The sequence below is a fragment of the Actinoplanes solisilvae genome (genome assembly GCF_003999975.1).
Lineage (GTDB): Bacteria > Actinomycetota > Actinomycetes > Mycobacteriales > Micromonosporaceae > Actinoplanes > Actinoplanes solisilvae.
Genome location: NZ_RJAC01000002.1, coordinates 1 through 25,905, shown reverse-complemented (window position 1 = coordinate 25,905; position 25,905 = coordinate 1). Strand labels below are relative to the sequence as shown.

The 25,905-nt window shown below is 71.2% G+C and carries 20 protein-coding genes; 11 read left to right on the top strand and 9 right to left on the bottom strand.

What is annotated here, in order from left to right:
- Positions 1 to 17: 17 nt before the first annotated feature.
- Positions 18 to 410 carry a DUF6232 family protein gene (locus EER30_RS06885; RefSeq protein ID WP_127499507.1) on the top strand — a complete coding sequence of 131 codons (393 nt, stop codon included), beginning with the start codon at positions 18 to 20 and terminating at the stop codon, positions 408 to 410.
- Here the strand turns inward: EER30_RS06885 and EER30_RS06880 are convergent.
- The 6 genes from EER30_RS06880 to EER30_RS06855 all read right to left on the bottom strand — a co-directional run bounded on the left by EER30_RS06880 (position 398) and on the right by EER30_RS06855 (position 7,096).
- The gene (locus EER30_RS06880) at positions 398 to 721 is read right to left on the bottom strand and encodes a MazG nucleotide pyrophosphohydrolase domain-containing protein (protein ID WP_127499505.1); all 324 of its coding nucleotides are present in this window, start codon (positions 719 to 721) and stop codon (positions 398 to 400) included. The two genes, EER30_RS06885 and EER30_RS06880, sit on opposite strands and share 13 nt — an antisense overlap.
- A gap of 182 nt (positions 722 to 903) precedes the next feature.
- Entirely contained in the window at positions 904 to 2,634 is a 1,731-nt protein-coding gene (locus tag EER30_RS06875; RefSeq protein WP_240669870.1) for a GAF domain-containing SpoIIE family protein phosphatase, read from the bottom strand.
- A gap of 301 nt (positions 2,635 to 2,935) precedes the next feature.
- Entirely contained in the window at positions 2,936 to 3,610 is a 675-nt protein-coding gene (locus tag EER30_RS06870) for an activator of HSP90 ATPase (RefSeq protein ID WP_127499501.1), read from the bottom strand.
- Positions 3,611 to 3,835: 225 nt separating this feature from the next.
- On the bottom strand, positions 3,836 to 4,684 hold the full coding sequence (locus EER30_RS06865; protein WP_127499499.1) for a bifunctional DNA primase/polymerase: 849 nt from the start codon (positions 4,682 to 4,684) through the stop codon (positions 3,836 to 3,838).
- Between the two features lie 38 nt (positions 4,685 to 4,722).
- Positions 4,723 to 5,757, bottom strand: a complete 1,035-nt coding sequence (locus tag EER30_RS06860; protein WP_127499498.1) for a beta family protein — start codon at positions 5,755 to 5,757, stop codon at positions 4,723 to 4,725.
- 4 nt (positions 5,758 to 5,761) lie between these two features.
- The gene (locus EER30_RS06855; RefSeq protein ID WP_240669869.1) at positions 5,762 to 7,096 is read right to left on the bottom strand and encodes an AAA family ATPase; all 1,335 of its coding nucleotides are present in this window, start codon (positions 7,094 to 7,096) and stop codon (positions 5,762 to 5,764) included.
- Positions 7,097 to 8,217: 1,121 nt separating this feature from the next.
- Here EER30_RS06855 and EER30_RS06850 point away from each other — a divergent pair.
- The 4 genes from EER30_RS06850 (at position 8,218) to EER30_RS06835 (ending at position 15,193) form a co-directional block, all read left to right on the top strand.
- Positions 8,218 to 8,886, top strand: a complete 669-nt coding sequence (locus EER30_RS06850) for a hypothetical protein (RefSeq protein ID WP_127499496.1) — start codon at positions 8,218 to 8,220, stop codon at positions 8,884 to 8,886.
- Positions 8,887 to 9,094: 208 nt separating this feature from the next.
- Complete coding sequence (locus tag EER30_RS06845) at positions 9,095 to 9,403, top strand: DUF2795 domain-containing protein (RefSeq protein ID WP_240669868.1); 309 nt, start codon at positions 9,095 to 9,097, stop codon at positions 9,401 to 9,403.
- Between the two features lie 39 nt (positions 9,404 to 9,442).
- The gene (locus EER30_RS06840; RefSeq protein WP_127499492.1) at positions 9,443 to 10,210 is read left to right on the top strand and encodes an SDR family NAD(P)-dependent oxidoreductase; all 768 of its coding nucleotides are present in this window, start codon (positions 9,443 to 9,445) and stop codon (positions 10,208 to 10,210) included.
- 48 nt (positions 10,211 to 10,258) lie between these two features.
- Positions 10,259 to 15,193, top strand: coding sequence for an arginase family protein (locus EER30_RS06835; protein WP_127499490.1), 4,935 nt, complete (start codon positions 10,259 to 10,261; stop codon positions 15,191 to 15,193).
- On the opposite strand, the gene EER30_RS06830 is transcribed toward EER30_RS06835, so the two are convergent.
- A complete protein-coding gene (locus tag EER30_RS06830) occupies positions 15,190 to 16,785 on the bottom strand; it encodes a restriction endonuclease (protein WP_127499488.1) in 1,596 nt (531 codons plus the stop codon). The two genes, EER30_RS06835 and EER30_RS06830, sit on opposite strands and share 4 nt — an antisense overlap.
- A gap of 367 nt (positions 16,786 to 17,152) precedes the next feature.
- Here EER30_RS06830 and EER30_RS06825 point away from each other — a divergent pair, with 367 nt between their 5' ends.
- From EER30_RS06825 to EER30_RS06810, 4 genes are all read left to right on the top strand, one after another.
- Positions 17,153 to 18,856: an EAL domain-containing protein gene (locus EER30_RS06825; RefSeq protein WP_127499486.1), complete on the top strand. Its 1,704-nt coding sequence runs from the start codon at positions 17,153 to 17,155 to the stop codon at positions 18,854 to 18,856.
- A gap of 18 nt (positions 18,857 to 18,874) precedes the next feature.
- The gene (locus EER30_RS06820; RefSeq protein WP_127499484.1) at positions 18,875 to 19,261 is read left to right on the top strand and encodes a cupin domain-containing protein; all 387 of its coding nucleotides are present in this window, start codon (positions 18,875 to 18,877) and stop codon (positions 19,259 to 19,261) included.
- A gap of 217 nt (positions 19,262 to 19,478) precedes the next feature.
- A complete protein-coding gene (locus EER30_RS06815; protein WP_127499482.1) occupies positions 19,479 to 19,973 on the top strand; it encodes a MarR family winged helix-turn-helix transcriptional regulator in 495 nt (164 codons plus the stop codon).
- A gap of 31 nt (positions 19,974 to 20,004) precedes the next feature.
- Positions 20,005 to 21,090, top strand: a complete 1,086-nt coding sequence (locus EER30_RS06810; RefSeq protein ID WP_127499481.1) for an S-(hydroxymethyl)mycothiol dehydrogenase — start codon at positions 20,005 to 20,007, stop codon at positions 21,088 to 21,090.
- Between the two features lie 5 nt (positions 21,091 to 21,095).
- On the opposite strand, the gene EER30_RS06805 is transcribed toward EER30_RS06810, so the two are convergent.
- Together EER30_RS06805 and EER30_RS06800 are read right to left on the bottom strand one after the other, a co-directional pair.
- The gene (locus EER30_RS06805; protein ID WP_240669867.1) at positions 21,096 to 22,439 is read right to left on the bottom strand and encodes an amylo-alpha-1,6-glucosidase; all 1,344 of its coding nucleotides are present in this window, start codon (positions 22,437 to 22,439) and stop codon (positions 21,096 to 21,098) included.
- 99 nt (positions 22,440 to 22,538) lie between these two features.
- Positions 22,539 to 23,606, bottom strand: coding sequence for a DNA polymerase ligase N-terminal domain-containing protein (locus tag EER30_RS06800; RefSeq protein ID WP_127499479.1), 1,068 nt, complete (start codon positions 23,604 to 23,606; stop codon positions 22,539 to 22,541).
- A 189-nt stretch (positions 23,607 to 23,795) separates the two neighbouring features.
- Here EER30_RS06800 and EER30_RS06795 point away from each other — a divergent pair, with 189 nt between their 5' ends.
- A complete protein-coding gene (locus EER30_RS06795; protein ID WP_127499477.1) occupies positions 23,796 to 24,902 on the top strand; it encodes an FAD-dependent monooxygenase in 1,107 nt (368 codons plus the stop codon).
- Positions 24,903 to 25,039: 137 nt separating this feature from the next.
- The coding region (locus tag EER30_RS06790) for a cbb3-type cytochrome c oxidase subunit I (protein WP_205650130.1) at positions 25,040 to 25,905 on the top strand (866 nt) is incomplete at its 3' end.

Genomic DNA, 25,905 nt, shown 5'->3' with positions numbered 1-25,905 from the left:
TATCGGGGGTGGCCGCCATGAGGACCTACTATCGAGGACCCGGCGGCCTCGTCACCGAGACCCATTTCGTACGGGTCGAGGGGCGGCTCTTCTCCCTCGACGGCCTGCGCGATGTCGGGCGGGTCCAGCGCCGCGACGCCTACTTCGTGCCGGTCGTCGTCGGCGCCGTCACCGCGGTCGCGGCCGCGGCCATCCTGGCGCTGTCCGTCGAGCGCCCTTGGGCCTGGGTCGTGGTGGCCGCGATCGCGGTGGGGGCCGTGGTCGTGTTGTCGCGCAGCCGGCTGACGTACTCGTTGCAGGCGACCTATCAGGGCGTGGAGACGGAACTCTGCTCCACCACGGACGCCGAGTCGTTCGCGAAGGTCTGCCGGGCGCTGAACCGGGCGCTGCAGGACAGTCAGTTCCGTTGAGCTTCCAGGTCGCGCTCGACCCCGGCCGTCATGCGGACGAACTCCTCCTCGAGGTCGACGCCGTAGCGCTGCGCCAGCACCAGCACCGACCAGAGGCAGTCGGCCAGCTCGTGCCCGAGCTTGTCGCGCGCGTCGGGGATGTCGCGCCGCCCGTCGACGGCCATCACCACCTTGGCGAGATCACCGACGTCCCCGACGAACCCCATCATGAACTCGTCCGGGTCCCAGGCCCGCCGCCCCGCCGCGACGTGACCCCGGTCGTAGAGCGCCGCGATCTGCGCGGCCCGCCTCTGCAACACAGCAAGATCCATATTGGAAATGTAGCGGTCGGGGTGCTTTACCCACGCACATGTCCAGCCGGTGACTGTCCGCGAGCGAACCCGGGGCGGATGGGCCGGGACAGCCCGGAAGCGGCGTGAGGAGGGTGACCAGGCACCCGGCGGGACTGCTGGGTAGCGCGCGTTGGAGGACTCGTACTTCCTGCTGTTGGCTCTCAGTGCAAACCGACGACCAGAAGGGCTATGTCGTCGGCTCGGCGGGGGGCCGAGTCGAGGAGGCGAGTGCAGAGGTCGTCGGGAGGCAGGCCGGCGTTGCCGCGCAGGACGGCGCAGGCGCGGGAGATGCCGTGGTCGATGAGGTGGGCCGGGTGTTCGACGAGGCCGTCGGTGTAGAGGAGCAGGGTGCTGCCCGCGGGGACGCGACGGTGGTGGGTGGTGCGTTCGGCTCGGGGGAACAGGCCCAGCAACGGTTCGGGACTCTCCCACCAGATCTCAACCTCGCCGTCGGGGCGCAGCAGGACCGGTGGGGGATGCCCGGCGTTGGCGAAGGAGAGCAGATAGTCGTCGTGGTCGCGGCGCAGACGGGCCAGCACGGCGGTGGCCGCCGCGGGCACCTGCAACCCGTGGAGCGCGCGATCGAGCTGGGCCAGCAAGGGGCCCGGCTCGTCCTCGCGACCGTAGGCGTCGCCGCGCACCAGGTTGCGGACCTGGCCCATGGTGGCGGCGGCCTCGATGTCGTGCCCCGAGACGTCGCCGACGGCCAGCATCAGGCTGCCGTCGGGCTGGGCGAAGGCGTCGTACCAGTCGCCGCCGACGGAGGCGCCGTCCTGGGCCGGGAGGTAACGGCCGTGCAGGTCGACGCCGTCGACGTGGGGCAGCGTGGGCAGCATGCTGTGTTGCAGGACCTCGGCGACGTGGCGCTGGCGGCCGTAGACGCGGGAGTTGTCGACGGCCATGCCCGCTCGGCGGCCCACCTCGGCGGCGGTGCCGCGTTCGGCGTCGGTGAAGGCCGGCCGGCCGGGGCCGTTGACGAGCAGCACCGTGCCGAGCACGCCGTAGGTGCCGGGGGACGTGATCGGCACGACGAGGTGGCAGGCGAAGCCCAGGCGGTCGGCGTGGTGCGCCAGACTTCCGTGCCGCACCGCCTTGATCAGGGATCGCGCGTCGAGCCCGGCGGCCCGGGACTCCTCGGCCAGGCGTTGCGCGGCGGCGTCCCGCGCCGGGTCGCGGTGGGCGGCCCAGACGTGGCGGACGACGCCGGACTGGTCGGCCAGCGCGATCAGGCACCAGTCGGCGATGCGGCCGGCGACCATGCCGCCCAGCCGGTGCAGGGCCTCGTCGATGTCCATCGTGGTCGACAGCGTGTCGGTGAGCTCGCCGAGCAGGGTGAGCTGGCCGTGCGCCGACTCAGCCGCGCGGCGGGCCTCCTCGGCGATCTCACGGGCGATGCGCAGGCGCAGCTCGGAACTGCACACCTCGCCGAGCTCGTCCAGCAGCACGATCTCGCTCCTGGTCCAGACCCGGGGCTCGCGATCCATGACGGCGAGCGTGCCCAGCACCAGGCCGTCGGAATCGGTGAGCGGCACCCCGGCGAAGGCGATCGCGCCGAGCTCCTGGACCACCCGGTTGTCGCGCATGCGGGGATCGTCGCGCACGTCGGGCACGGCGATCGCCGCGCCGGACTCGACGATGTGCCGGCTGAACGAGTGGGTGAGCGGCATCTCGCGGCCGCTCGCGATCGGCTCGGGCAGGCCGACCTGGCCGGGCAGGTGCTGCCGGTCGGCGCCGAGCACGGTGACCACCGCGACCGGCACGTCGACGAGCCGCTCGACGATTCCGGCGATCCGGTCGAAGGCGGCGTCGCCACCCGGGCCGAGCCGCAGCCGGCCGACTGATCGCAGGCGTGCGGCATCGGAAAGGGCACTCGTCGGCGCCTCCGAAGCCAAGTCACCCCGCAGCAAAGTCGCTCCCCGGCAGGTCAGAGCTGTCAGGCTACCGGGCTGCCGGTGATGTGAACGACCCCCGCACGCCCTGTCCGGCATCCACCGACAATCCACAATCCCACCGCGCGCTTTCGCGGACCAAAGCCGCGAAAGCCCGCCAATGACGCGCGGCGTCGCGGCGGCCCGCCTGCTCGCTCGTCGCGCCCGCCCGGCTCGAAGGTGTGACCGGCCGCACCCTCCCGTTTGCCCCTACGGGCGGTGGTGGTTGCCCGTCCGCCAGCCCGCCGCCCGCCCGTCGGGCCGCTCAGCTGCCGGGGGCCGGGTCGGTGGCGGTGGTGACGTTGGCGTCGGCGGCCATCGGGGCCCAGCGCTTGACCCACGTCTCGCGGGCCGCCTCGAAGGTGGCGTCGTCGGCGCCGAAGAGCGACACCGTCACCTCGACACGGGCCGCCGCGTGGCTGTCGAGCGGGGTGCGGCCCGACACCACGACCAGGTTGTCGTCGCCGTCGACGGTCCAGGCGACGCGCGGCCCGAACCGCTTCCACTCGCCGGAGGCCAGCGTGAGCGCCTGGCCGCCGGTGGTCTCGCCGGTCAGGTAGAGGGTGCGCCGCCGCCCCTGCGGCCGCTGGTCGAGCAGGAACCGCAACTGGATCAGGAACGACCGCCAGCCCTCCTCGATCGCGTCGTAGACCTCGTGTCCACCTCGGCCGTCGCCGTCGCGGGCGACCCGCACCCGGGCGGTGTCGTCGCCGCCGGTCACCTCCAGATAGGAGCCGTCGGCCCACCCCATCTGCTCGGGCGCCCACAACGTCGCCTCGTCGACGAAGATCTGTTTGATCTCGGCGGTGAGGCCGTCGTAGTCCCACCCGAACCACTGGTGGAGGACGGCCGGCTGCGTGACGGACTCCCAGGCCTCGTCCCGCCCCGCCGCCACGGAGATCTCCACGTCGTAGGGTTTCAGTTCCCGTCCCTGAGTCATTCCCGGCCTCCGGCTGCGCGTGCGTCGGTCTCCTCGGTCATGAATATGCCCGGCGCGGCCCTGGGTTCACTTCGTGGGTTCCGTTCACTTCGGTTCCGTGGCTTTCCAGCCGACGGCTTTCGGGTCGACGGCTTTCGGTGCGACGGCTTTCGGGTCGGTCCGGCGACGACGTCGATGATTCCGGTGCAGTCGGTCATGACCCCATCTTTGGGGACAGGACGGGTTTCACGCCACGTGGCGTATCAGTTCGGGATCGAACGGGAACCGACGGCCGGCCCACAGACCCGACCGGAGGGTGGCCCGGGTCTCGGCGCGGCCCAGGCCCGCTTCGCGGGCTGCCTCGTCGAGCTCGCGGGTCACCTCAGCCGCGTCGAGCAGGCCCGCGCCCACGAGGCGGCCCAGCGCGAACGCCGCCCGGTTCAGCGTGTCGTTGCGGGCGCCGACGGGGGCCCGGGCGACCCGGTCGGCCTCGGCGGTGAGAGCCGCGCGGGCATAGCGCGTCGGGTGGGTGATCGGGCCGTGGCTCGGCGGTGGGGGAGGGCCCTCGACCAGGGCGCGCAACGGCCCGGGGCTCTCGGGCAGCACGCCGCCGGGGCGCAGGACCCAGCGATAGTCGCCGCCCGAGGCGTGGCGCGACGGCGGGGCGATCACGTAGCCGCCGCTGCCCCGCCAGTCGAGCCCGGGGAGCACGCGAACCCGGTTGCCGAAGCCGAGCGGCCGGAACCAGAAATGCCAGCCACCGCCGCCGGTGCGCACGCGCGGGCCGCCCGGCAGCTCGCCGCCGAGCAGGTGACGCAACCCGAGCCAGCCCTCGGCGGAGTCGACATCGGCGACATCCATCACGATGCCGGTGCGCAGGCCGACGTTGGCCGCCGGCCAGCGGGCCCACCACAGGTCGATGCGGCGCGGGTCGGTGCTCGCCTCGGTGAGGCCGTGACGCAGCCGGGGATGCTTGCCGGGACGCTCGCATGACACTCCCTTGTCGCAGGAACAGCCACCGCGCGGATCAGGCTCGTGCACCGGCAGGACCGGGATCCCGTGCCGGGCGTAGGCCAACGCGGCTGTCAGCGACATTAGAACAAGCGTACGACAGTTTGGCGGGCTTCACGGCCTCATGGCTTCAGCGTTCGCAGGACGTGTGCGATGTGGTGGGAGGTGCTCCACGACATCCAGCTCGCCGGGCTGCCGCCGCCGCGGGCGGTGCGCGCTCGCCGGGCGATCTCGGCGTCGCCCCACGAGAAGCGGGCGCCGGCCGCCGGCCAGTGCGGCGAGGTGACCAGCGTGCGGCACAGGTCGTGGCAACGGTCGTCGCTGCGCCCACCCCGTCGCGACCAGCGGTAGATCCACCAGTTGTGCTCGGCCGTGTAGCGCAGCGTCGGCAACTGGCGGTGGCGCTGGACGCCACGACGCCGCACCGGTGAGGTCACGCCGTAGTCGGCGTAGCCGATGCCGGGCACGCCGATGCTGGTCCAGACCCGCGCGTCGTGCCGGTCGATCGTGACCGGCTGATCGGTGGGCAGATCGTCGAGGTTGGCCGGCATGGCGCCCGAGGCCACGCTGACCGAGCGCCACGGCCGGCCGCGCGCCCACCGCAGGATGCGCCGGAGCTGTTCCTCGAACCGGTCGGCGTGCGCCACGCAGGCCGTCTCGGCGAGGTCGATCAGCAGGTCGACCTCCTCGACCTCGAGGCCCGCGCCGCGCAGCAGACGGTCGACGAGCACATCGGCCTGCGCGGGGTTGGCCGCGTCGACATGCGGCTGGAGCCGCAGCAACGCGCGGCGCAGATGCATGCGGGCGGCCAGCCCGTGGGCGGCCAGGCGGCGGCGACTTTCGTGGGCCCTGAGCACCGGCAACATGGCCACGCCGAGATCGGCGAGCCCCTCGGCGAGGTCGAGCGACGGGGCCACGAGCGGGTCGGCCGGCTCCTCGATCTCTCCGAAGTCGACGGCGAGCACGCCGGTGCGCGGTGGCAGCTCGCGGACCAGCGGCAGCAGGTCGGTGCCCGGGTCGAGCTCGAGGATCGGCAGGACCAGGGCGGCCTCGTCCGCCGTCAGGTGGGTGAGTGCCGCCATCTCACCACGGCGCGGTCGCAGGATCGGCCGATAGACGCCGTCCCGCATGGACCCCGCCGTGGTGTAGACCGCCATTTACTCAAAGTAGCGGCTCGTGTCGGCTAAGCGACACTCCCTTGTGCAAATAGGAGAGGATCGCCTGGTTGGCCTCCCAGCCGTCCGGAAACTTCACGGGCACGTTGAGATGGACGGGCTCGGTGGACGGGTGGGCGTCGAGCAGGTCGGCGATGCCCTCGCGGGCCACCACGACGCAGGCGTGCCGGTGGCGCGAGGTCAGGACACAGAGGCGGCCCGACTCGAGGTGGAAGGCGGTCGCGTCCTGCCGGCCCGACAGCGGGTGCAGCACGATGGTCAGGTCGTACTCCCGGCCCTGGAGCCGGTTGGCGGTGTCGACCGTGACGCCCCTGGCCTCGGGCGGCAGGAACGACCGGATGGCCGCGGCCTGGTCACGGTGGGCGGCGCCGATGGCGATGCGGTCGGCGCTCAGCGGGCCCCCGCCCGACTCGGAGGCGGTCACGGCCTCGCGGGCCAGCGCGCGGACGGCGAGCTCGGCGCAGGCCGAGGCGGCCTCGGCATCGGTGCGGATCGTGAACCGGGCGGGCAGCTCGTGCAGGCCCCAGCCGGTCTCGGCGGCCGCGTCGAGCACGTCGTCGAGCGGGCCGGCCGGCCCGCTCGTGAACCGCAGGCTGCGATCGCCGGGGCCGGTGCCGGAGCGGAAACCGGTGAAGGGGTAGAAGGCCTCGGCGACCACGGGCGCGGCGGTGTGGGGCAGGCGCCACGAGACGGGCAGACGGTGGACGGGCAACTCGGGATTGTGCCGCAGGAGGACGGCGACGGCGCTCTGCATCGGGTCCCACGACAGGCCGGTCCAGCGGTCGACCTCGACCGTCGAGAACGGGTCGAGCTGGCCCGGGTCGCCGACGAAGAGCGCCCTGAGGAACCGCGGCGCCACGCGGAGCAGCGCGTCGGACCGCATTTGATAGGCCTCGTCGACGATCGCCCACGGCCAGGAGCCGTCGGTGACAGTGGCCCACTTCGCGGCGGTGCCGATGGTGACGGGCGGCGAACCCAGGTCGGCCACCTTGGCGCCGACCCGGCAGCCCGGATGGTCGCGGACACGGTCGCTCGCCTCGTAGTCGACCGCGGACAGGCGGCCCACGGCGATCTCGGGCGAGCGGGCGCCGAGCCGCGCGATGAGGTCGTCGACCTGCTCGTTGGTCTGGGCCACGATCATCAGCGGGTCGCCGGTCGCGGCCAGCTCGCCGGCCGCCCGCACCACCAGCGTCGACTTGCCCGCGCCGGGCGGCGAGTCGACCACCACGCCGCGGTGGTCGCCCTCGAGCAGGTCGCGCAGGACGGCGTCGACGACGAGACCCGCCTCGGCGGACGGGCTGAGCAGCGGTTGCGAGTTCACCGGGGCACGGTAGCGCGGGGGCCCGACAGTTCCGGCTGACCGTTGCGGTCTCCGCGAGTTCCACGGGCTCGGCCGGTCTCCTGCCGGCGGCGCGGGTCGTGGTCTTGCACCGGTTTTCGCGGGCGGCGGGGGTCGTGGGCTTGGGCCGGTTTTCGCGGGCGGCGCGGGTCGTGCCGTGGGCTCGGAAAGATTTCCCGCGGGCGGCGCGGTCGCGCCGGGCGGTTCTGTGCGGGCGAGGGCAGCGATGGGAATCTGAACGATTCCAATCTCGGTGGCGCCGACTGGATTATCCGTCGCCGCGTCCTTGATCGCCCGTCCGGAGAGGATATCGCCGGTCGCGGATCGCTTGAATGAATGCCGTCGGCCTCCGTCCTCGGGTTGACGGCGTTCTTGTTTGATTGAGGGCGCAAGCAGTTCGGGTCGGCACCCATCGACGAGTGGCGAAAGAGCCTTGCTTTCCGTGTTCGGGCGATTGCGCGGAGTATTCGCATTATTGGCACCTCGCCCCACTCCTTGATTTCGGAGCGTTACCAACCGCTCCTTTGTCGAGTGTGGACAAATGACCCCAGGGAGAGGGGTCCACTTGGTGGGAGCGGGCGAAAGGCGCCTATGTCGCGTATCGGTTCTGCGAATCCTGGCACTGACAGAAATCTGACAGCAGTCTGGTCGGGGAAGCGCTGGCGCGGTCCATCTCCGCGGTACGGGCCGGAGCCGGTGGATGGACGCCTCCGGTCTGTCGATCTTCTCAGTGGGGCGGATCACGGAGGTGGATGCGTGGCCTGCGCTTGGGGAGCCGCAGGTGAGGGCATTGTGGATCGTCACTGTGAGTGGATGTTTGCTTCGTGGTCATCGCACTGAAATATCTGAGTGATTTACTGGTTCCACGGGGTGAATAGCGAGACCGGCATGCAACTTGCACGTGCGGTTCGCCGTGCAAGTTGCATGTTTCGCAAGTTCGCGACCTGCTGCTCCATCGTCGTGGCGAGGTTCTGATCGTTTCGCTGGATTTCATTCACGGGCGTTTTTGGGATCTAGGAAAGTCGACCCTTCCAGTCGATCACCGGAAGTGAAACTCTTCTAGCCAGCAGTAACGCCAGCGACACGGACGGTGGTGGTAACGAATGCGCCCAGACGTTCTGGTCGGTCCGAGCGAGTGGGTGGTCGAACAGTTCGGCGACAAGGTTGCCGGCGAGCTGTGGACCCGGGTGCCCGAGGCGCTGAGCACCGCGATCGAGCGTGAGATTCACGCTCACCCCGCGATGACGCAGACCATGGAACGAGTGATCGCGAATCCGCGGTGGCCGCTTCCCTACGAGGAACTCGTGCTCTTCCTGGGCACGCTCCCCGGTGCCGAGATCATCACGATTCCGAAATCGGTCTACCAGCTGGTCGTGATCAACGGCCACGTGGTCGTGCCGTGGTGCTACGGACAGTCCGCCCGTGACTCGATGATCGACGCACCCGTCGGTCGTTCCTTCGGCCGTCTCGCGCGAGAGCTGCTGCGCCGTTTCGGCCCGCCGTGGCGCCGCTCCCAGGCCGAGCAACCGCTGCCGCTCGACGCCGTCGACGAGCGCGAGGTAGCCAAGATCTGCGCGGCGATCGCTCAGATCTCACCGAAACCCGAGGTCGTCATCGCCGGCTTCGCCGGGGCGCCCAACCTCGGCCTGCTCCGCGCCTGCCTCGGCGAGATCAAATCGACCGACAACGGCTCGCTCAACTGGAGCCACCTCGACGACCTGCCGCTGCCCCCGCCCGTCATCCCACGCCCGCGCCGCATGCAGTTCCCCTGATCACCCAATCGTCAGACGCGCATCTTCCGCTCGCGGGGAGGTGCGCGTCGTGCTGTTCGGTGGGGGTGAGGGCTTGTGGGGAGGTGCGCGTCGGGCTGTTTTGGTGGCGTGCGTGACAGTGGGAACGCGGTTTGCCAGGGGAGCGGCTGGGAATCCCGCGAACATGGACCGAGGCAGCAATAAGCACGCAGCGCGCATCGACGACCAGATGGCCGATGAGGTGCGCGGCATCGTTCAGGGTGTGACCGGGGGCCGCGTCGAGGAGTTTCGCGAGGCTGAGCCGTCGGGTGAGGACCAGCCCGAAGTGAGCGGCGTCCTAGAGGAGTTCGAGGACCGTGATCTCAGCCGGTTCGGCCGCTACATCGGCCTGTCCGCGTTTCCCGGCGACCGCGCGAAGCTGCGCCACAGTGCCGAGAACCTCGACGCGCCGGACGACGTGCTGGCCGACCTCGACAGCCTGCCGGACGACCAGATGTTCCGGAACGTCGTCGAGATCTGGCACGCCCTCGGCCGGTGAACCGCTGCGAACCCCGGCCCGGCGCGGTATGACCGGTTCATGAGACGTTCCGTGGTGGTGACCGGCGGCGGGCGCGGGGTCGGCCGTGCGATCGTGGAGCGGCTGCTGGCCGACCAGGCCGGTTCGGTCGTCGTGGTCGAGTTCGACCCGCGGGCGCTCGACTGGGCCGATGAATGGATCTCGGACTGCCGCCTGGTGCCCGTCATCGGCGACGCCTCCGACGAGCGTGTCGTCGCGCGCGCCGTCGAGTCGGCCGGTGACCTGCGCGGCTGGGTGAACAACGCCGCCTTCTTCCCCGACGGCTGGCTGCATGAACTGCCCGCCGCCGAGGCGAGCGCCCGAATCGCGAGGAATGTCGACTCGGTAGTGGCCGGATGCCGGGCCGCGATCAACGTCTTCCTCACCGCCGGCGTCCCGGGGTCGATCGTCAACATCTCCTCCCACCAGGCACAACGGCCGGTCCGGGGCGCCTTCGCCTATGCGACCGCGAAGGCCGCGGTCGAGGGACTGACCCGCGCTCTCGCCGTCGATTACGGGCGTCACGGCGTACGGGTCAATGCCCTGGCCCTCGGCTCGATCGCCACCGATCGGTCGGACGCCCACCTGGCCGCCCTCGATCCCGCGGCGCGTGACGGCTTCGAGCGTGAGATCAGCCTGTTGCAGCCGCTGGGTCGCCTGGGCCGCACCGGCGAGGTCGCCGAGGCCGCCGCCTTCCTGCTCTCCGACAGCTCCTCTTTTGTCAACGGCGCGATCCTCCCGGTGGACGGAGGCCGCTCCGCCGTGGGCCGCGACCCCGAAGAGGTCTGATATCCACAGGCCCGTTGCGACGAGACCAGGCCCCCTAAACTTCGGAAGATGCCCGACCAGCCGGAGTCGCCCACCACGATCCGCGACCGGGCCGTGTCAGTCGCCGACTACCTGCTCGCCGTGCGGGCCCAACTCGAGCGTCCCGCCCGCACGGTGCCCGTCGACGCGCTCGGCACCGATGCCCTGCCCGACCATCCGGCCTGCGAGCTGGGTCCGGTCGGTGACAGCACGTCCTGGCTGCGCGTCGGCCTGCCCGAGCTGCCGCCGCCGGTGCCGGTGCCCGCGGCCCTGCGCCGCCGCCTGCGGGCCGACATCACCGCCACCGCCGAGCCCGAGGACGACCCGTCCACCGCCGACGACGAGTTCGTCGCCTGGCGCGAACAGGTGTGGCGGCCCTGGGCGCGGGCCACCGCCGAGGCCGAGAAGACCCGCGAGCTGCACCGCCGGCTCTTCGACCTCATGCACCAGATCGACATGGCCGCCGCCACCACCGAGCTGGTCTGGGGCCACGGCCTGCTCGAGACCACGGTCAACGGCGATCGCGTGCGCTACCCGCTCGTGGCCACGCCGGTCCTGATCGAATACGAGCCTGACCGTTCCCTGGTCACCGTCTCGCCGGCCGGTCCCTCCCGGCTCCAGACCGACGCGCTGAACGGCCTCGACGACCGTTATCTCAGTCAGCTCGTCGCCCTCGCCGGCCCGGCCGGCACGATCGAGGTCGACCTGTGGAACGACCTCGATCGTCGCGAGCTGTTCGAGCGGGCGCTCGGGCGCCTCGGCTACGACCGGCTCATCACCAGTGAGGACACGTCCCGGCCGCACGTCAAGGACGTCGGCGTGCTCTTCGCCCGGCCCCGGCAGCGACTCCTGCGCGGCTTTCTCGAAAACCTGCGCGACCGCCTGCTGACCGGCGACACCACCGCCACCGGCGCCCTGGCCGCGATCGTCGCCCACGAACCCAGCCGGCTGGTCATGCCCGGCGACGACGCGGACCGCTGGCAGCGGGTCGGCGAACGCCTGCTCATGCCGCTGCCGACCAACGAGGCGCAGGAATCGATCGCGCGCCGCCTCGCCCTGCACCGCAACGTGGCCGTTCAGGGCCCGCCCGGCACCGGCAAGACCCACACCATCCGCAACCTGATCTGCCACCTCATGGCCAACGGCAAGCGGGTGCTCGTCGTCGCCCAGAAGGAAGATCCGCTGCGGGTGCTCCGCGACGGCCTGCCGGAAGAGATCCGGTCGCTCTGCCTGGCTGTGCTCGGCCGCACCACCGACCAACTCGTGCAGTTGCAGCTGGCCGCGCGCGAACTCTCCGACCGCGCCGCCACGCTCGACAAGGTGGCCGAGGCCCGCCGCGTCGACCGCCTCACCCACCTGCTCGAAGAGGCCGAGCGTGAACTGGCCGTCGCACTGCGCGGCCTGCGGGCGACGGCCGAGAACGAGGCGGTCACCTATGTGATCGACGGCGCCCCGCTGACCCCGATCGAGGTGGGCTCGTGGTTGCGTGAGCGAGCGGCCGCCCAGGGTGGCATCCCCGACCCGGTGTCGGGCCCGCCGCCGCTGGAATCGGCCGAGTTCGCCCGGCTGCTCGAGCTCGCCTCGTCATTGCCGGCAGCCGACCGCGATGCCGCCCTGAGGTCCTGGCCGGAAACCGGCGATCTGCCGAGCGCGGCCGAGGCGACCGTGGCGAGGGCCGAGCGCGACGCCCTGGCCTACCGGGTGGCCGGGCTGGCCGCCGAGGGCCTCGACCTCCCCGCCGTACGGGGTGCGAACGTGGCCGCCGTCCGCGACGATCTGCACGACGCGCTGACCTGGTTGCGCCGCCGCGAGGGCACATGGACCGATCGGCTCGGCCGTCTGCTCACCGACCCCCACTGGCGCACGGTCTGGGTCGATCATGTGGCGGCCACCGAGGCGCTGCTGACCGAGCTGGCCGCGCTCACCCGCACGCTCGCCGGCCACCGCGTGAGCGTCCCCGAGGCGTACGCCGGGGAGCCGAAACGCCTGCTGGCGCAGCTCGCCGAGATGCGGCAGCGGTTCGCGGGCGGCCGCGGGCTGAGCCGGCTGTTGCAGGCCGCGCTGTTCCGCCTGGCCGAGGACGTGCGGGTCGACGACGAACCGCTGCGCACCACCGAAGACGTCGACGTCGCCGCCGCGTGGGTGCGGCGCGCCCAGGCCCGCCGCAGGCTCGGCGGTCACTGGTCGGAGTGGCGGCAGCGCCTCGACATCCCCGCCCCGGCCGACGGCGACCCCGAGATCTGGGCCGGCGCGCTGCTGGCCGACGCCGGACAATCCCTCGACTGGGATGTGCGGCACTGGCCCGCGCTGGCCGAGCGGCTGTCCACCCTCGTACCGCAACACGACCTCGACCTCGACCCCGCAAGCCTGGCCGGGGTGGCGTCGCTGCTCGACGCGGCGCCCGCGGTCTATGCATTCGATCGCAAGCTCGAGGACGAGCGCCGCGTCACCGCGCGTCTGGCCGAGTGGCCCGCCCTCGCCGCGGCCTGGGCGACGCTGGCCGGCTGGGACGACGCGATCGCCGAGGTCCGCTGCCTGACCGGCCTGCGTCCCGCCGCCGAGCAATATGTCAGCCTGCGTGACCGCGTCGCCGCCGACGCCCCCGAGTGGGCCGCGCTGATCGAGGCCGGCCTGGTGCCGCCGGTCTCGGGCCGGGCCTGCGTCGAGGCGTGGCAGTGGCGGCGGGCGCAGACGTGGTTCGACGACGTGATCGGCAGCGTCGACCCGGCGGTGCTGGTCAAACGGGTCGAGGCGGCCCGCGACAAGATCCGGCGGCGCACGGCCGAGCTGGTGGTCGCGTCCGCGTGGCTCGAGGTGTCCCGCGGCCTCGACGATCGGCGGCGGGCCGCACTGGCCGACTGGACCACCGCGCTCCGCAAGATCGGCAAAGGCACGGGGCGTACGGCGGCCGCCTGGCAGGCGCATGCGCAGCGTGCGATGGAGTCGGCTGTCGAGGCGGTGCCGGTCTGGGTCATGTCGGTCGACCGGGCGATCGAGCAGTTCGCCGGCGGCGCCCGCTTCGACGTGGTGATCGTGGACGAGGCGTCGCAGGCCGACCTGTTCGCGCTGCCCGTGCTGTCGCTGGCCGAGCGGGCCGTGGTGGTCGGCGACGACCAGCAGATCGGTCCGCAGCTCGGCTTCGTCGGCTCGGTCGCCGGCCTGATCCACAGTCACCTGGGCGACGTGCCGTCGGCCGAGCACTTCGACCCGGAATCCTCGCTCTACGACCACGCGGTACGCCGCTCGCCCGAGCGTATCCTGCTCACCGAGCACTTCCGCTGCGTCCCGCAGATCATCGAGTTCTCGTCCCGGCACTACTACGACGGCAAGATCATGCCGTTGCGGGCCGACCGGCCGGCGCTGACCCCGATCCGGACGGTGTTCCTGCCCGACGGCGTGCGGCAACCGCTCTCCGGCTTCGGCGACGTCAACCGGGCCGAGGCCGAGGCGCTGGTCGGCCAGGTCGCCGAGATCGTGCGCGACCCGCGCTACGACGGCCGCACCCTCGGCGTCATCTCGCTGCTGAGCACCAGCGGCCAGGCCGGCTACCTGCTGCACCGGCTGCGCGAGACGATCGGCGAGGACGAGATCCAGGCCCGTCGCCTGCGGGTCGGTGACGCCTACACGTTCCAGGGCGACGAGCGCGACATCGTGCTGGTGACGATGGTGGTCTCCGACAACGACCCGCGGGTCGCGGCGTTCACCAAGCGCGAGTACCACCGGCGGATCAACGTCGCCGCCTCGCGGGCCCGCGACCAGCTCTGGATCTTCCACTCGGTGCGGCCGGGATCGCTGCTGGCCGACGACGCTCGGGCGCTCCTGTTGACGTACGCCCTGAACCTCACCCCGGCCGAAGAGGCCGCCGACCTGGCCGGGCGCTGCGAGAGCGACTTCGAGCGCGACGTCCTGCAGCGGCTGCTGGACCGCGGGTTCCGGCCGATCCCGCAGTTCCGGATCGGCGCCTACCGCATCGACTTCGTGCTCAACGCCCCCGACGGCCGGCGCCTCGCCATCGAGTGTGACGGCGACGCCTATCACGGGCCCGAGCAGTGGGAGAGCGACATGCGCCGCCAGGCGGTGCTGGAACGGGTCGGCAACTGCGTGTTCGTGCGCATCCGGGGCAGCATCTACGCCCGCGAGCCCGAGGCGGCCATGCACCCGGTCTGGCAGCGCATCGGCGAGCTGGGCATCGTCCCGCCGCCGCGACGCACCGTGCTCGAGATCGGGCAGTGGCAGGGCTCCGGCTCGCCCGACGCCCGCCGGCTGATCGAGGGTGCGGCCGCGCTGGCCTCGCTGGTCCCGGCCGACCGCCGGGTGCGGGTGCCGATAGCCGACGGGCCGCCCTCGATCGAGACGCTGGCCGGCAACCTCGCGGCGATCCGCTCGGCGATGACCGATCCGTCGACGGTGACCGTCGGTGGCGACTGCGGCGTCGAGCTGGCGCCGATCGAGGCCGCGCTCGAACGGCACGGCGACGGGCTGGTCGTGGTCTGGCTCGACGCCCACGGCGACCTCAACACGCCCGAGTCGTCCCCGTCCGGCGCCTTCCACGGCATGGTGTTGCGCACCCTGCTCGGCGAGGGGCCGCCCGAGCTGGCGCCGCGCCGCACGCTTCGGCCGGCCCAGGTGGTGCTTTCGGGCGTACGGGCCCTGGACGCGGCCGAGAAGGAATACATCTCGGACAACGCCGTCGAGGTGGCCGACCTCGACTCGCTGCCGTCGGTGGTCGCGGCGGCGGGCGCCCGGGCGGTCTATGTCCACATCGACCTGGACGTCCTCGACCCGGCCTGGTTCAGCTCGCTGGGCTTTCCCGAGCCCGACGGCGTACGCCCGGACCGGCTCGCCGCCGCGGTCCGTGCTCTCACCGACCGCTTCCCCCTGGCCGGGCTGGGCATCACCGAATATCAGCCCGGCGATCCGGCCGACCGCGACGTGCTGGTCGGCCTGATCCGCGAGATCTTCTAACCGGTGCGCTCGATGCGGGCCTTCACGCGGCAGTAGTTCGAGAGCAGCGTGACCAGGGCCGGGCCGTCGATCAGTTCGAGTGGGCGGCCGGCCACCGCGTCGTACGCCTCGGAGTCGATGCCGCCGAGCGAGACCAGGATGCCCTTGGTCGCCCCGGCCGCCGACACCGCGCCGGCGAGCGCGTGCACCGCCGCCGAGCCGGACGACCCGCCCCGCACCGCGAAGATCACGACCGGGCCGCCGAAGATCGGCCGCGGGTCGGTGGCCTGCCAGCGGGTGCCGAGGTCGCCGCGGGTGGCCGCGCCCATCTCGAGGCCCATGATGCCGAAGAGGTCGGCCAGCTGCTGCTCCCACGCCGCGTCGGTCAGCGAGAGCAGGTTGGGCCGCTCGTCGATCTCGGCGAGCACGTTGAACTCCTCGGTGAAGTCCCGGTCGGCGTCGCGCTCGAAGTCGATCTTCTCGGGGACCGCGGTGAGCTCGTCGGGCGCCACCGAGATCGCGCCCTCCAGGTGCTTCACGCAGGCGACCGGGTCGACCCGGCGCAGCTTGATCGCGGCGAACGTGTCGCGCGTGGTCTGGATCGACACCAGGCAGGGACGCACGAAACGGCCGGTGCGACGGTCGATCGTGTCGACGATGCCGTTGAACGAGATCTGCTGGACCAGGCCGCCGCGGTCGGCCTCGACGATCTCGTGGATGGTCCGCAGGGTCACCCGCGCGATCACCTCGACGTAGCGGCTGCGGAGTTCGCCCTCGTCGCGCGGGGTCGCCGTCAGGTCGTCACGGAACCGGTCGTAGCGGTACTCCTTGACGTGCGGCACCACCTCGATCGGGGGCAGGTGGTACTCGACCAGCAGGTGGCGTTGCTTCGGCAGGTAGGCCAGACGGAAGTGCTGCGGGAAGTCGTCGGGGTAGACGGAGTTGCCGAGCACCATCGCGAAATACTCGACGACCGCGGCCGGGTCGGCGCCGGCCACCGCGGCGGCGAAACGGTCCACCTCGGCGTTGTAGGCGGCGATCCGCTCCTCATATTTGCGAAGGCTCTCGTCGTAGGCCCGTTGGCGCACCACGAGCTGGTGCTTGCGGCGCTGTTCGGCCTCGGCCCATCGCGACCGCGCGTCGTCGAACGCCCGCTGAGCGCCCGCCGCCTGCTGCTGCCGCAGGCGGTCGCCGCCGAGGATCTTGCCCACACCGCGCGGCTGCGGCGGCACGTAGCTTTCCCACCGGGGCTCGGGCGTCGGCCGGCCCAGCGGTCCCGGGTCGAACGAGGGCGCCTCGACCGGCTTCTTGAAGAGCTGGAGGTCGATGTGGTCGTCGACGTCGAGCGACGAGTGCAGCAGCGTGTCGAGGTCGCTCAGCCGCGCGCGGATCTCGGCGTTGGACGCGGCCGCGCCGGCCGTCTTGGCCTCGACGTAGAGCCGCTGGTGCTCGCGTCGCCGGTCGGCGTCGTTCGCGGCCTGCTGAGCGGCGGCGATCGCCAGATCCGCGTTGCGCCGGATCAGGTCGCGCTGCTGCGCGGCGGCCGTGTTGGCCCGCTGGCCCGCGGCCGCCTGGGTGGCGTGCACGCGCTGCATGTCCCGAATGATCCCCATGCCTCATCCTCGCTAGCTCGCTGTTCCAATCGTCACCATATCCAGCCGTTACTGATCCGGAAGCACAGCGCGGCCCGGTGTGCATGGGGCACTGTCCGGCTGGGTACAAATCGCGGAAGGTTTCACTATCAGTACGGGTAGTGACTGTCCGTCATGGAAAAGACGCTATTTCCGGGGAGGAACTACGCAGCGCGGTGGTCAACCGATCAGGTAATTCCCTAGTCTGATCAGAGGAGCACTCGCTGCTCCACGCTCTGGGGCACGGCCGGCCGAAACATTGGGGCGGACGTCCACTGTTATCTCGACCCCGTGACGGGTCGTAATAGTCCAGGGGCGTGGGGACACTCTGGGGGGAGGTGGCGGGCGCATGGCTGCACCCGAGGAGCATCAGCGCGGCCCTCTGCCGCGCCTGCCCGGGCAGCGTGCCCCCGTCGACGACCGCGACGCCTGGTTCTCCTACACGGCCACCGGCGACCGGATCGTCTGGTCGGCCGCCCTGCGCGAGATGCTCGGCGCCCCGCCCGCCCGCGACGAGGTGAGCCGCAAGGTCCTCGCCCGCTACGTGCACCGCGACGACCACGCCGAGGCGCTCTCGGCCATCACCAAGTCGTGGACCAGCCGCGCCCAGGTACGCATGACGATCCGGCTCATGCGCGCCGACGGCGGCTGGTTCGACGTGGACGTTCGCCTCGACCCGGTCAAGAGCCCCGACGGTACGGTTCGAGGCATCCGCGGCGCGGTGACCGATGTGTCCGATCGCGAGCGCGCCCGCCGCGAGTCCGACCGGCTGGTGCGGCGCGGCGAGACCGTGCAGGCCACGATCGTCGAGCCCGACCCGGCGACCGGCCTGCTCACCCGCCCGCGCTTCGCCGACGAGATAGACCGGGAGCAGCGCCGCGGCGGCGGGGCGGTGCTGGTTGTGCGGGTGCAGCCCGAGCAGTCCGGCGTGGACGGCGAGGGCGTGCGGCCCGACCGCAACGCCGACCTGCTGCACCGGGCGGCCCGCGTGCTCGAAGGGGTCATGCAGCAGGGCGCGCTGCTCGGCCGGGTCGGGCCCAGCGAGATCGCCGTGCTGCTGCCCGGCACCTCCTGGCCGATGGCCCGCCGCGAGTCCGAGCTGTTGGTCGAGGCGTTGCGCTCGCAGACCTTCGTGCTGCCCGACACCTGGTTGCGCGCGCACGTGTGGGGCGGCCTCGTACGGTTCACCCCGGACGGCGACGCCGGCAGTCACGAGCTGCTGATCGATGCCGAGCACGCCTGGCGGCAGTCGCGCGAGAGCGGCGCGCCGGTGACCGTGATCGCCCACCCGGTGCCGGCCCGCGACCGGCAGGGCTCCTATCGCAGCCGGGTCGCCGACGCGCTCGACACCGACCGGTTCACGCTCTACGCCCAGCCGATCCTCGAGCTGCAGACCAACGAGATCACCCGGCACGAGCTCCTGCTGCGGGTGCTCGACGAGGCCGACGGGCCGCAGTCGCCGATCCAGGTGCTCGACATCGCCGAGCGTCTCGACGCGGTCTTCGACATCGACCTGTGGGTGGTCGAGCGGGCCATGCAGCTCGCCGCCGACCGGCCTGGCACCTGCTTCCAGATCAACCTGTCCGGCCGCTCGGTCGGCGACCCTCGGCTCACCGACGAGGTCGTCCGGCTCATCGACCATTACGGGGTGAAGCCTCAGCAGCTCACCTTCGAGATCACCGAGACCGCGCTGATCGGGAACCTGAGCGAGGCCCGCCGGTTCGCCGACCGGGTCCGCGACCTCGGCTGCGAACTGGCCCTCGACGACTTCGGCTCCGGCTACGCGTCGTTCCGCTACCTGCGGATCTTCCCGATCGACCTCGTCAAGATCGACGGGGAGTACGTCGTCGACCTGGTCGACAACCCCCAGGACCAGGTGCTGGTACGTGCGCTGGTGCAGGTGTGCCAGGCGTACGGGATCCACACCGTGGCCGAATTCGTGCAGGACGAGCCGACCCTGCGGCTGCTGCGCGAGCTGGGCGTCGACTATGTGCAGGGCTACCTGATCGGGCGCCCGGCGCCGGTCGTCGAAGGCCGGTTGCGTACGTCGTAACCGGGGTATACGGCTGGCATGGAGCACTTCACGATCGCCACTGTCGCCGAGAAGAGCCCGGATTTCCGCCGCGTGCTCTGGACCGGGAAGCACACCCAGCTCGTCATCATGACGATCCCGCCGGACGGGGAGATCGGTGAGGAGGTCCACGAGGTGGACCAGATCCTCACCTTCGTCAGCGGCACGGGCAAGGCCGTCGTGTCGGGGCAGACCCGCAACGTGGCCCAGGGTGACCTGGTCGTGGTCCCGGCCGGGCACAAGCACAACTTCGTCAACTCGGGGCCCAACCCGCTGGTCCTCTACACCGTCTACGGCCCGCCGGAGCACGCCGACGGCGCGGTGCACAAGACGAAGAAGGAGGCCGACGCGGCCGAGGAGGCCGGCAAGGACGAGCCGCCCGCCTGATTCTTGAGTACGACGCGTCTTTGAGCACGACGCCGGCACCGGACGTGGCCCCCCAGCCGAATCGGTGCCGGCGCCATGCCGCTATTGGACGGCCCCGGATGGAAGTTCCAGCGCAGCGTACTAGGGACAACGTCACTCGTCGATCGATTGAGTACCCGTCCGGGGCAACCTGGACCCGGATCGTGACCTGACGGCGAACCGCCACTAACCTTCCTTCATGACAGAGCCCGCTGACCTGGCTGTGCCACGGTGGTTGACCGACGAACAGCAGCACGCGTGGCGGCGGTTCATCGAGGTGCTGATCAAGGTGCCCGCGGCGCTCGAGGCCCAGCTCCAACGCGACGCCGGCCTGACGCACATGGGTTACATCGTGCTCGTCCGGCTCTCCGAGCAGCCCGACCGGCGGCTCTCGATGAGCAAGCTCGCCAAGGCCGTGACCGCCTCGCTCTCCCGTCTGTCCCACGTCGTCGCCCGGCTCGAGGGGCACGGCTGGGTGTACCGCGAACGCGACCCCGAGGACGGCCGCGTGCAGATCGCCGTGCTCACCGACGCGGGGTTCGAGAAGATCAGGGAATCGGCGCCCGGCCACGTCGAGGCGGTGCAGCAACTCGTCTTCGACCGGCTCTCCCCGGCCCAGGTGCGCCAGCTCGCGAAGCTGGCCGACACCCTGCTCGAAGAGCCGCTCGAGGTCCGCGTTCCGGCCGACCGCTGACGCCGACACCGCGCGGCCCTACGCTGTGTTGATGAGTCAGCGAGTGCAGGGCGTCATCGCCCGCAGCAAGGGTGCCCCCGTCGAGCTCACCACCATCGTCGTTCCTGATCCGGGCCCCGGCGAGGCCGTCGTCGCGATCCAGGCGTGCGGGGTGTGCCACACCGACCTGCACTACCGCGAGGGCGGCATCAACGACGACTTCCCGTTCCTGCTCGGGCACGAGGCGGCCGGCGTGGTCGAGTCGGTCGGCGCGGGCGTCACCGGGGTCGAGCCCGGCGACTTCGTCGTGCTGAACTGGCGCGCCGTCTGCGGCAACTGCCGGGCCTGCAACAAGGGCAAGCCGTGGTACTGCTTCAACACCCACAACGCCACCCAGAAGATGACGCTCGAGGACGGCACCGAGCTGTCGCCCGCGCTCGGCATCGGCGCCTTCGTCGAGAAGACGCTCGTCCATGCGGGACAGTGCACAAAGGTGGACCCCCGGGCCCGGGCCGCCGCGGTCGGGCTGCTCGGCTGCGGCGTGATGGCCGGCATCGGCGCCGCGATCAACACCGGCGGCGTGACCCGGGGCGACTCGGTCGCGGTGATCGGCTGCGGCGGAGTGGGCGACGGCGCGGTGGCCGGAGCGGCGCTGGCCGGCGCCACCACGATCATCGCGATCGACACCGACGACCAGAAACTCGAGTGGGCGCGCGGTTTCGGGGCGACCCACACGGTCAACGCCCGCGGGACCGACGTCGTCGCCGCCGTGAAGGAGCTGACCGGCGGATTCGGCGCCGACGTGGTCATCGAGGCGGTCGGCCGGCCCGAGACCTACGAGCAGGCGTTCTATGCCCGCGACCTGGCCGGAACGGTGGTGCTGGTCGGCGTGCCCACCCCGGACATGAAGATCGAGCTGCCCCTGCTGGAGATCTTCGGTCGTGGTGGCGCCCTCAAGTCGAGCTGGTACGGCGACTGCCTCCCGAGCCGCGATTTCCCGATGCTCACCGAGCTCTATCTGCAGGGCCGGCTCGACCTCGACGCGTTCGTCACCGAGGAGATCGGGCTGGGCCAGGTCGAGGAGGCCTTCGGGAAGATGCACACCGGTGGGGTGCTGCGCTCGGTCGTCGTTTTCTAGGCGTTTCAGGTGGCGCGGGCATAGGCCGGGACGGAACGGTCGGCCAGCAGGTCGAGGGCCAGGGCGGCGGTCCAGCTGAAGGTGGGCGCGCCCAGGCCCTTGCCCGTGTCGGGGTCGAAGTATTCGTAGTGACCGTTGTCGTGCACCAGACGCACCATTGCTTTGCGCAGTTCCTGGGCCTCGGCGCGACGGCCGTGCACCAACAGGCCCCGACGCAGCAGCCAGTTCATGTTGATCCAGACAGGGCCGCGCCAGTAGCGCAGAGTGTCAAAGTCGGGCGCCGTACGGTCATAGCTCGGCGACGGCAGCCCGAAACGCTCGGAGCGCATCTCGGCGAGGACCCCCGTGACCTGCTCGGCCGGCAGGTCGGGCAGTAAAAGCGGCTGGAACCCGCTCACGCACCGGGCCGGGCTGAGCGTGCCGGTGCGAACGTCGCGCGCGTGGAACATGCCGGTCCGCGGGTTCCACAGGCGGCTGACGATCGCGGCGGTGATGTGCTGGGCGCGCTCGCGGTGGGCGGTCGCCTCGGTGGTGTGCCCGAGCACCCCGGCTATCTGGGCCAGGGCCAGCTCCGCCGTACCGTAAATGGCGTTGAACGAGGGGCACTCGACGGCGAACGCATGACGGTCGAGCAGGCCGGTGTCGGAATAGCCGGCGGCCTGATAGCTGAGGACCAGGCCGACGTACCGGGCATAGTCGTGATCGGTCGGGCGGTGCGCTGCCTCGACGACGTCGAGGTCGTGCCGGCGGTGCGTGGTGAGCAGCGACATGTCGGCCGGCACGTTGGCCATCGCGGCGTCCCAGGCCGGGCTGTTGTCGAGCCCCGACTCCCACGGGTGCACGATGCTCGCCAGCCCGGCGCCGCCCAGGTCGCGGCGGGTGCTCAGGTACTGCTGCTGGGCGACCAGGCGGGGATAGAGCCATTCGAGTTCGGTACGGGCCTGGTGGATGCCCGACGCCCCGTGCGTGAGAGCGCGCCGATAGACCTTCCACACGGCGACGGCGTGCAGCGGAGGGTGGACGATCCCACTGCTTCCGTGGACGGGCCTGGTGCCGTACGCGGGAACGCCCCAGAAAGCGGGCCCCGGGAAGTAATCGGTCTCGGCGAGGGCGGGGTCGAAGACGATGTGCGGCACCCGGCCGTCCGGCCACTGCGCCTCGAAGAGGCTGCGCAGGTCACGCCAGGCGCGGGCGGGGTTGACGTAGGCCAGCCCGATCGCGATGAAGGCGGTGTCCCAGCTCCACTGATGGGGGTAGAGACGGTGGGACGGGACCATGTGGTCGCCCGCCCAGTTGCTCTCGAGGACGCGGGCGGCGGAGTTCCAGAGTTCGGCGGACATCTCGGTCATGGGTGCCATCGGTTCGGTGTGCTGGGACAGTCGGCGTGCATCTAATCAGAAGACCGTTCCACGGCGGCGGGGGCACGGACGCAACGTCCGGATTTCCCGTTACCGCGAGATATTCAGCCATAGGCGGCTCCGGCGGCCCGGCAGATAGGGCGAGTCGAGCCGTTTGGCCACCACGCCCGTCAGGCCCTGGGCATGGGCGGTCTCCAGGGCGAACTCGCCGCCGCCGGGGAAATAGGGCGGGGTCTGCCAGTGGTCTCCGGCCACCGCCAAACCCTCCAGAAGCTCGCGCCGCTCGGCGTAGCGCAGTGCCTCGACCGTGCTGTGCCCCTCCAGCCACAACAGGTCGTACGCCAGGAAGTGCACGGGAGTCCGCTCCGACGCCCGCTTGGCCGCGGCGGCGTCCTTCGGCTGCTTGCGCCGATCGAGAAGGGTCGCGATCGGCGCCGGGCCGTCGAAGGCGACGATCTCGCCATCGAGGACCGCCTCGGTCGGGGCCAGGGCCGGGCCGAGGCCGCGCACCTCGGGATACCACTTCGTCACGTCCTCGCCGCTGTCATCGGTCAGACGCACGCGGCCACCCGAGACGTACGTCATGACGCGCCGGCCGCCCCAGGCGAGCTCGTAGCCCCACTCGGCGTCGTCCCCCGGCAGTTTCGCGGCCTTGGTCGAGATCATCGGGGCCACGAACTTGGGCATCGGCTCCCAGCCCGGCTCGGGCGGGTCCATCCGGCGGACCATCCAGTCGTTGCCGCCGGTCTGGAAGAAGACGTATCGCCCCGTGGTGCGCTCGCCGTGAAAGGTCACGCCGATCTCGTCGTCGCGCCACTTGCCGGTCTCGTAGGTGCCGCTGTCGAAGATCGTCATGCGGCCCCCGCCGTACTCGCCGGCCGGGATCTCGCCCGAGAACTCGAGATATTCGAGCGGGTGGTCCTCAGTGTGCTTGGCCAGGTTGTTGCGGCCCTGGTCGCGGGGGAGTCCGCGCGGGACGGCGAACGAGACCAGTACGCCGTCGCGTTCCAGGCGCACGTCCCAGTGCAGGCTGCGTGCGTGGTGCTGCTGGATGACGAACCTGTTCTGATCCGTCTTCTCCGGTGATTTCTCCGGTACGGGTTCCGGCGTGCGGGCCGCATCCCGCTTACGCCGGTACTCCGTCAGACGGTCCGCCATGACCCCATTGTCTGCCCGGCCGGGGCGAAAATACACGCGCGTAATTCGTCATACGTGTGTGCGAGAGTGAGGGCATGGAAGCCGGGCGAACAATTCGGGTCTCTCGATGATCACGGGTTTCGTCCGGCGGTGGCTCGGGGTAGTGTCTTGGCTCCGACGCGTGTCCGACGGGTGGGAGGCAAGGCTGCGATGACGTTGCGCATCCTGGTGGTGGGCGCCGGAATCGCCGGGCTGGCCGCCGCGCGGGCCCTGCGGCTCGCCGGTTTCCGGCCCGACGTCGTCGAGGAACTTCCCGCCACCATGCTGCCCGGCGCGGGCATCTACCTGCCCGGCAACGCGTCGCGCGCCCTGCGCCAGCTCGGCCTCGACGCGCCGCTGCGCCCGCTCGGTGACCTCATCTTCCGGCAGGTCTTCCTCGACGCCCGCGGCCGCGAGCTGTTCGAGCTCGACGTGGCCGGTCTCTGGGCCGGGGTCGGCGAGTCGCGGGCACTGTCCCGTGCCGACCTGCAGCAGGTGCTGCTCACCGGGGTCGGCGGCGAGGTCCGCTACGACACGGTCGTCCGCGACCTCGAGATCTTCGACGCCACCGCCAAGGTCGAGTTCGGCGACGGCACCGTGGCGGAATACGACCTGGTCGTCGGGGCCGACGGCCGGCGCTCCACGGTGCGGGCCAAGGCCGGCCTGGGCGGCGCGGCCGTGCCCACCGGCCAGATCGTCTACCGCTCGGTGATCACCGGCGGCCCGCCGCTCAGCGACTGGACGGCCCTGCTCGGGCGCCGCTCCAGCCTCGTGGCCATGCCGATGGGCGGTCGCAAGCTCTACTTCCACGCCGACGAGACCGCCCCCGACGCCCCGAACCCCGACGATCCCATCGCCCGGGTGCGCGAGCTGTTCGCCCCGTTCGGCGGCCCGGCCCCCGCGATCCTCGCCGCGATCGAGAAAGTGCAGGTCGCGCGCACCGACGAGGTCGTTCTCGACTCCTGGTCACGCGGTCCCGTGGTGCTGATGGGTGACGCTGCCCACGCCACCGCTCCAACCTTGGCGCAGGGCGCCGCCATGTCGTTTGAAGACGCCGTCGTGCTCGGCGAAGAGCTGCGCAAACAGCCTTCCGACATTCCCGCCGCCCTGCGGGCGTGGGAAGTTCGCCGCCGCCCTCGCTGCACCGAGGTGCGCGACCGCACCCGCGAGCGCGACCGCACCCGCGACGTGCCGCCCGCTCTGCGTGACCCCATGCTTCGCAGGCGTGGCCTGCGGATCTTCGCGGATCACTACCGTCCCTTGATCCAACCCGTCTGAGCGTCGGCACAAACACGGGCTGACCTGTTTCGACACCCCCCGCCCGCGGTAGCCCGACGGGGGACTATTCTGCCTGCGAGGTACGCCTTTCACTTCCGGCGTACTGAGCGGGACGAACGAGACGACGGAGGCTATTCGTGACGACCGTTGCGCCTAAGCCGATCGTGACCCGGCCATATCCGGTCCGGCGGCAGGTCAAGGGTTCGGCACTCGCCCGAATCCTGCGCACGACGGACGCGAAGCAGATCGGGATCATGTACATGATCACGGCCTTCGTGTTCTACATGCTCGGCGGGCTCATGGCCCTGCTGATGCGCACCGAGCTGGCGCGCCCGGGCATGCAGCTGCTCTCGCCCGAGCAGTACAACCAGCTCTTCACCATGCACGGCACGATCATGCTGCTGTTCTTCGCGACGCCGATCGTGTTCGCGTTCGCGAACTTCGTGGTGCCGATCCAGATCGGCGCGCCCGACGTGGCCTTCCCGCGTCTGAACGCGTTCGCGTACTGGCTGTACCTGTTCGGCGGCACGATCACCATCAGCGGGTTCTTCACCCCCGGTGGTGCGGCCGACTTCGGCTGGTTCGCCTACACCCCGCTCAGCGACGGGCTGCACTCGCCCGGCGTCGGCGGCAACATGTGGGTCGTCGGCCTGGCCCTCTCGGGTCTCGGCACGATCCTCGGTGGCGTCAACCTGATCACCACTGTGCTCACCCTGCGCGCCCCCGGCATGACGATGTTCCGCATGCCGATCATGACCTGGAACATCCTGGTCACCAGCCTTCTGGTGATCATGGTCTTCCCGTTCCTGGCGGCCGCGCTGTTCGCCCTCGCCGCCGACCGTGTGCTCGGCGCCCACGTCTTCGATGTGGACACGGGCGGGCCGATGCTGTGGCAGCACCTCTTCTGGTTCTTCGGCCATCCCGAGGTGTACATCGTGGCGCTGCCGTTCTTCGGCATCATCACCGAGGTCATCCCGGTCTTCAGCCGCAAGCCGGTCTTCGG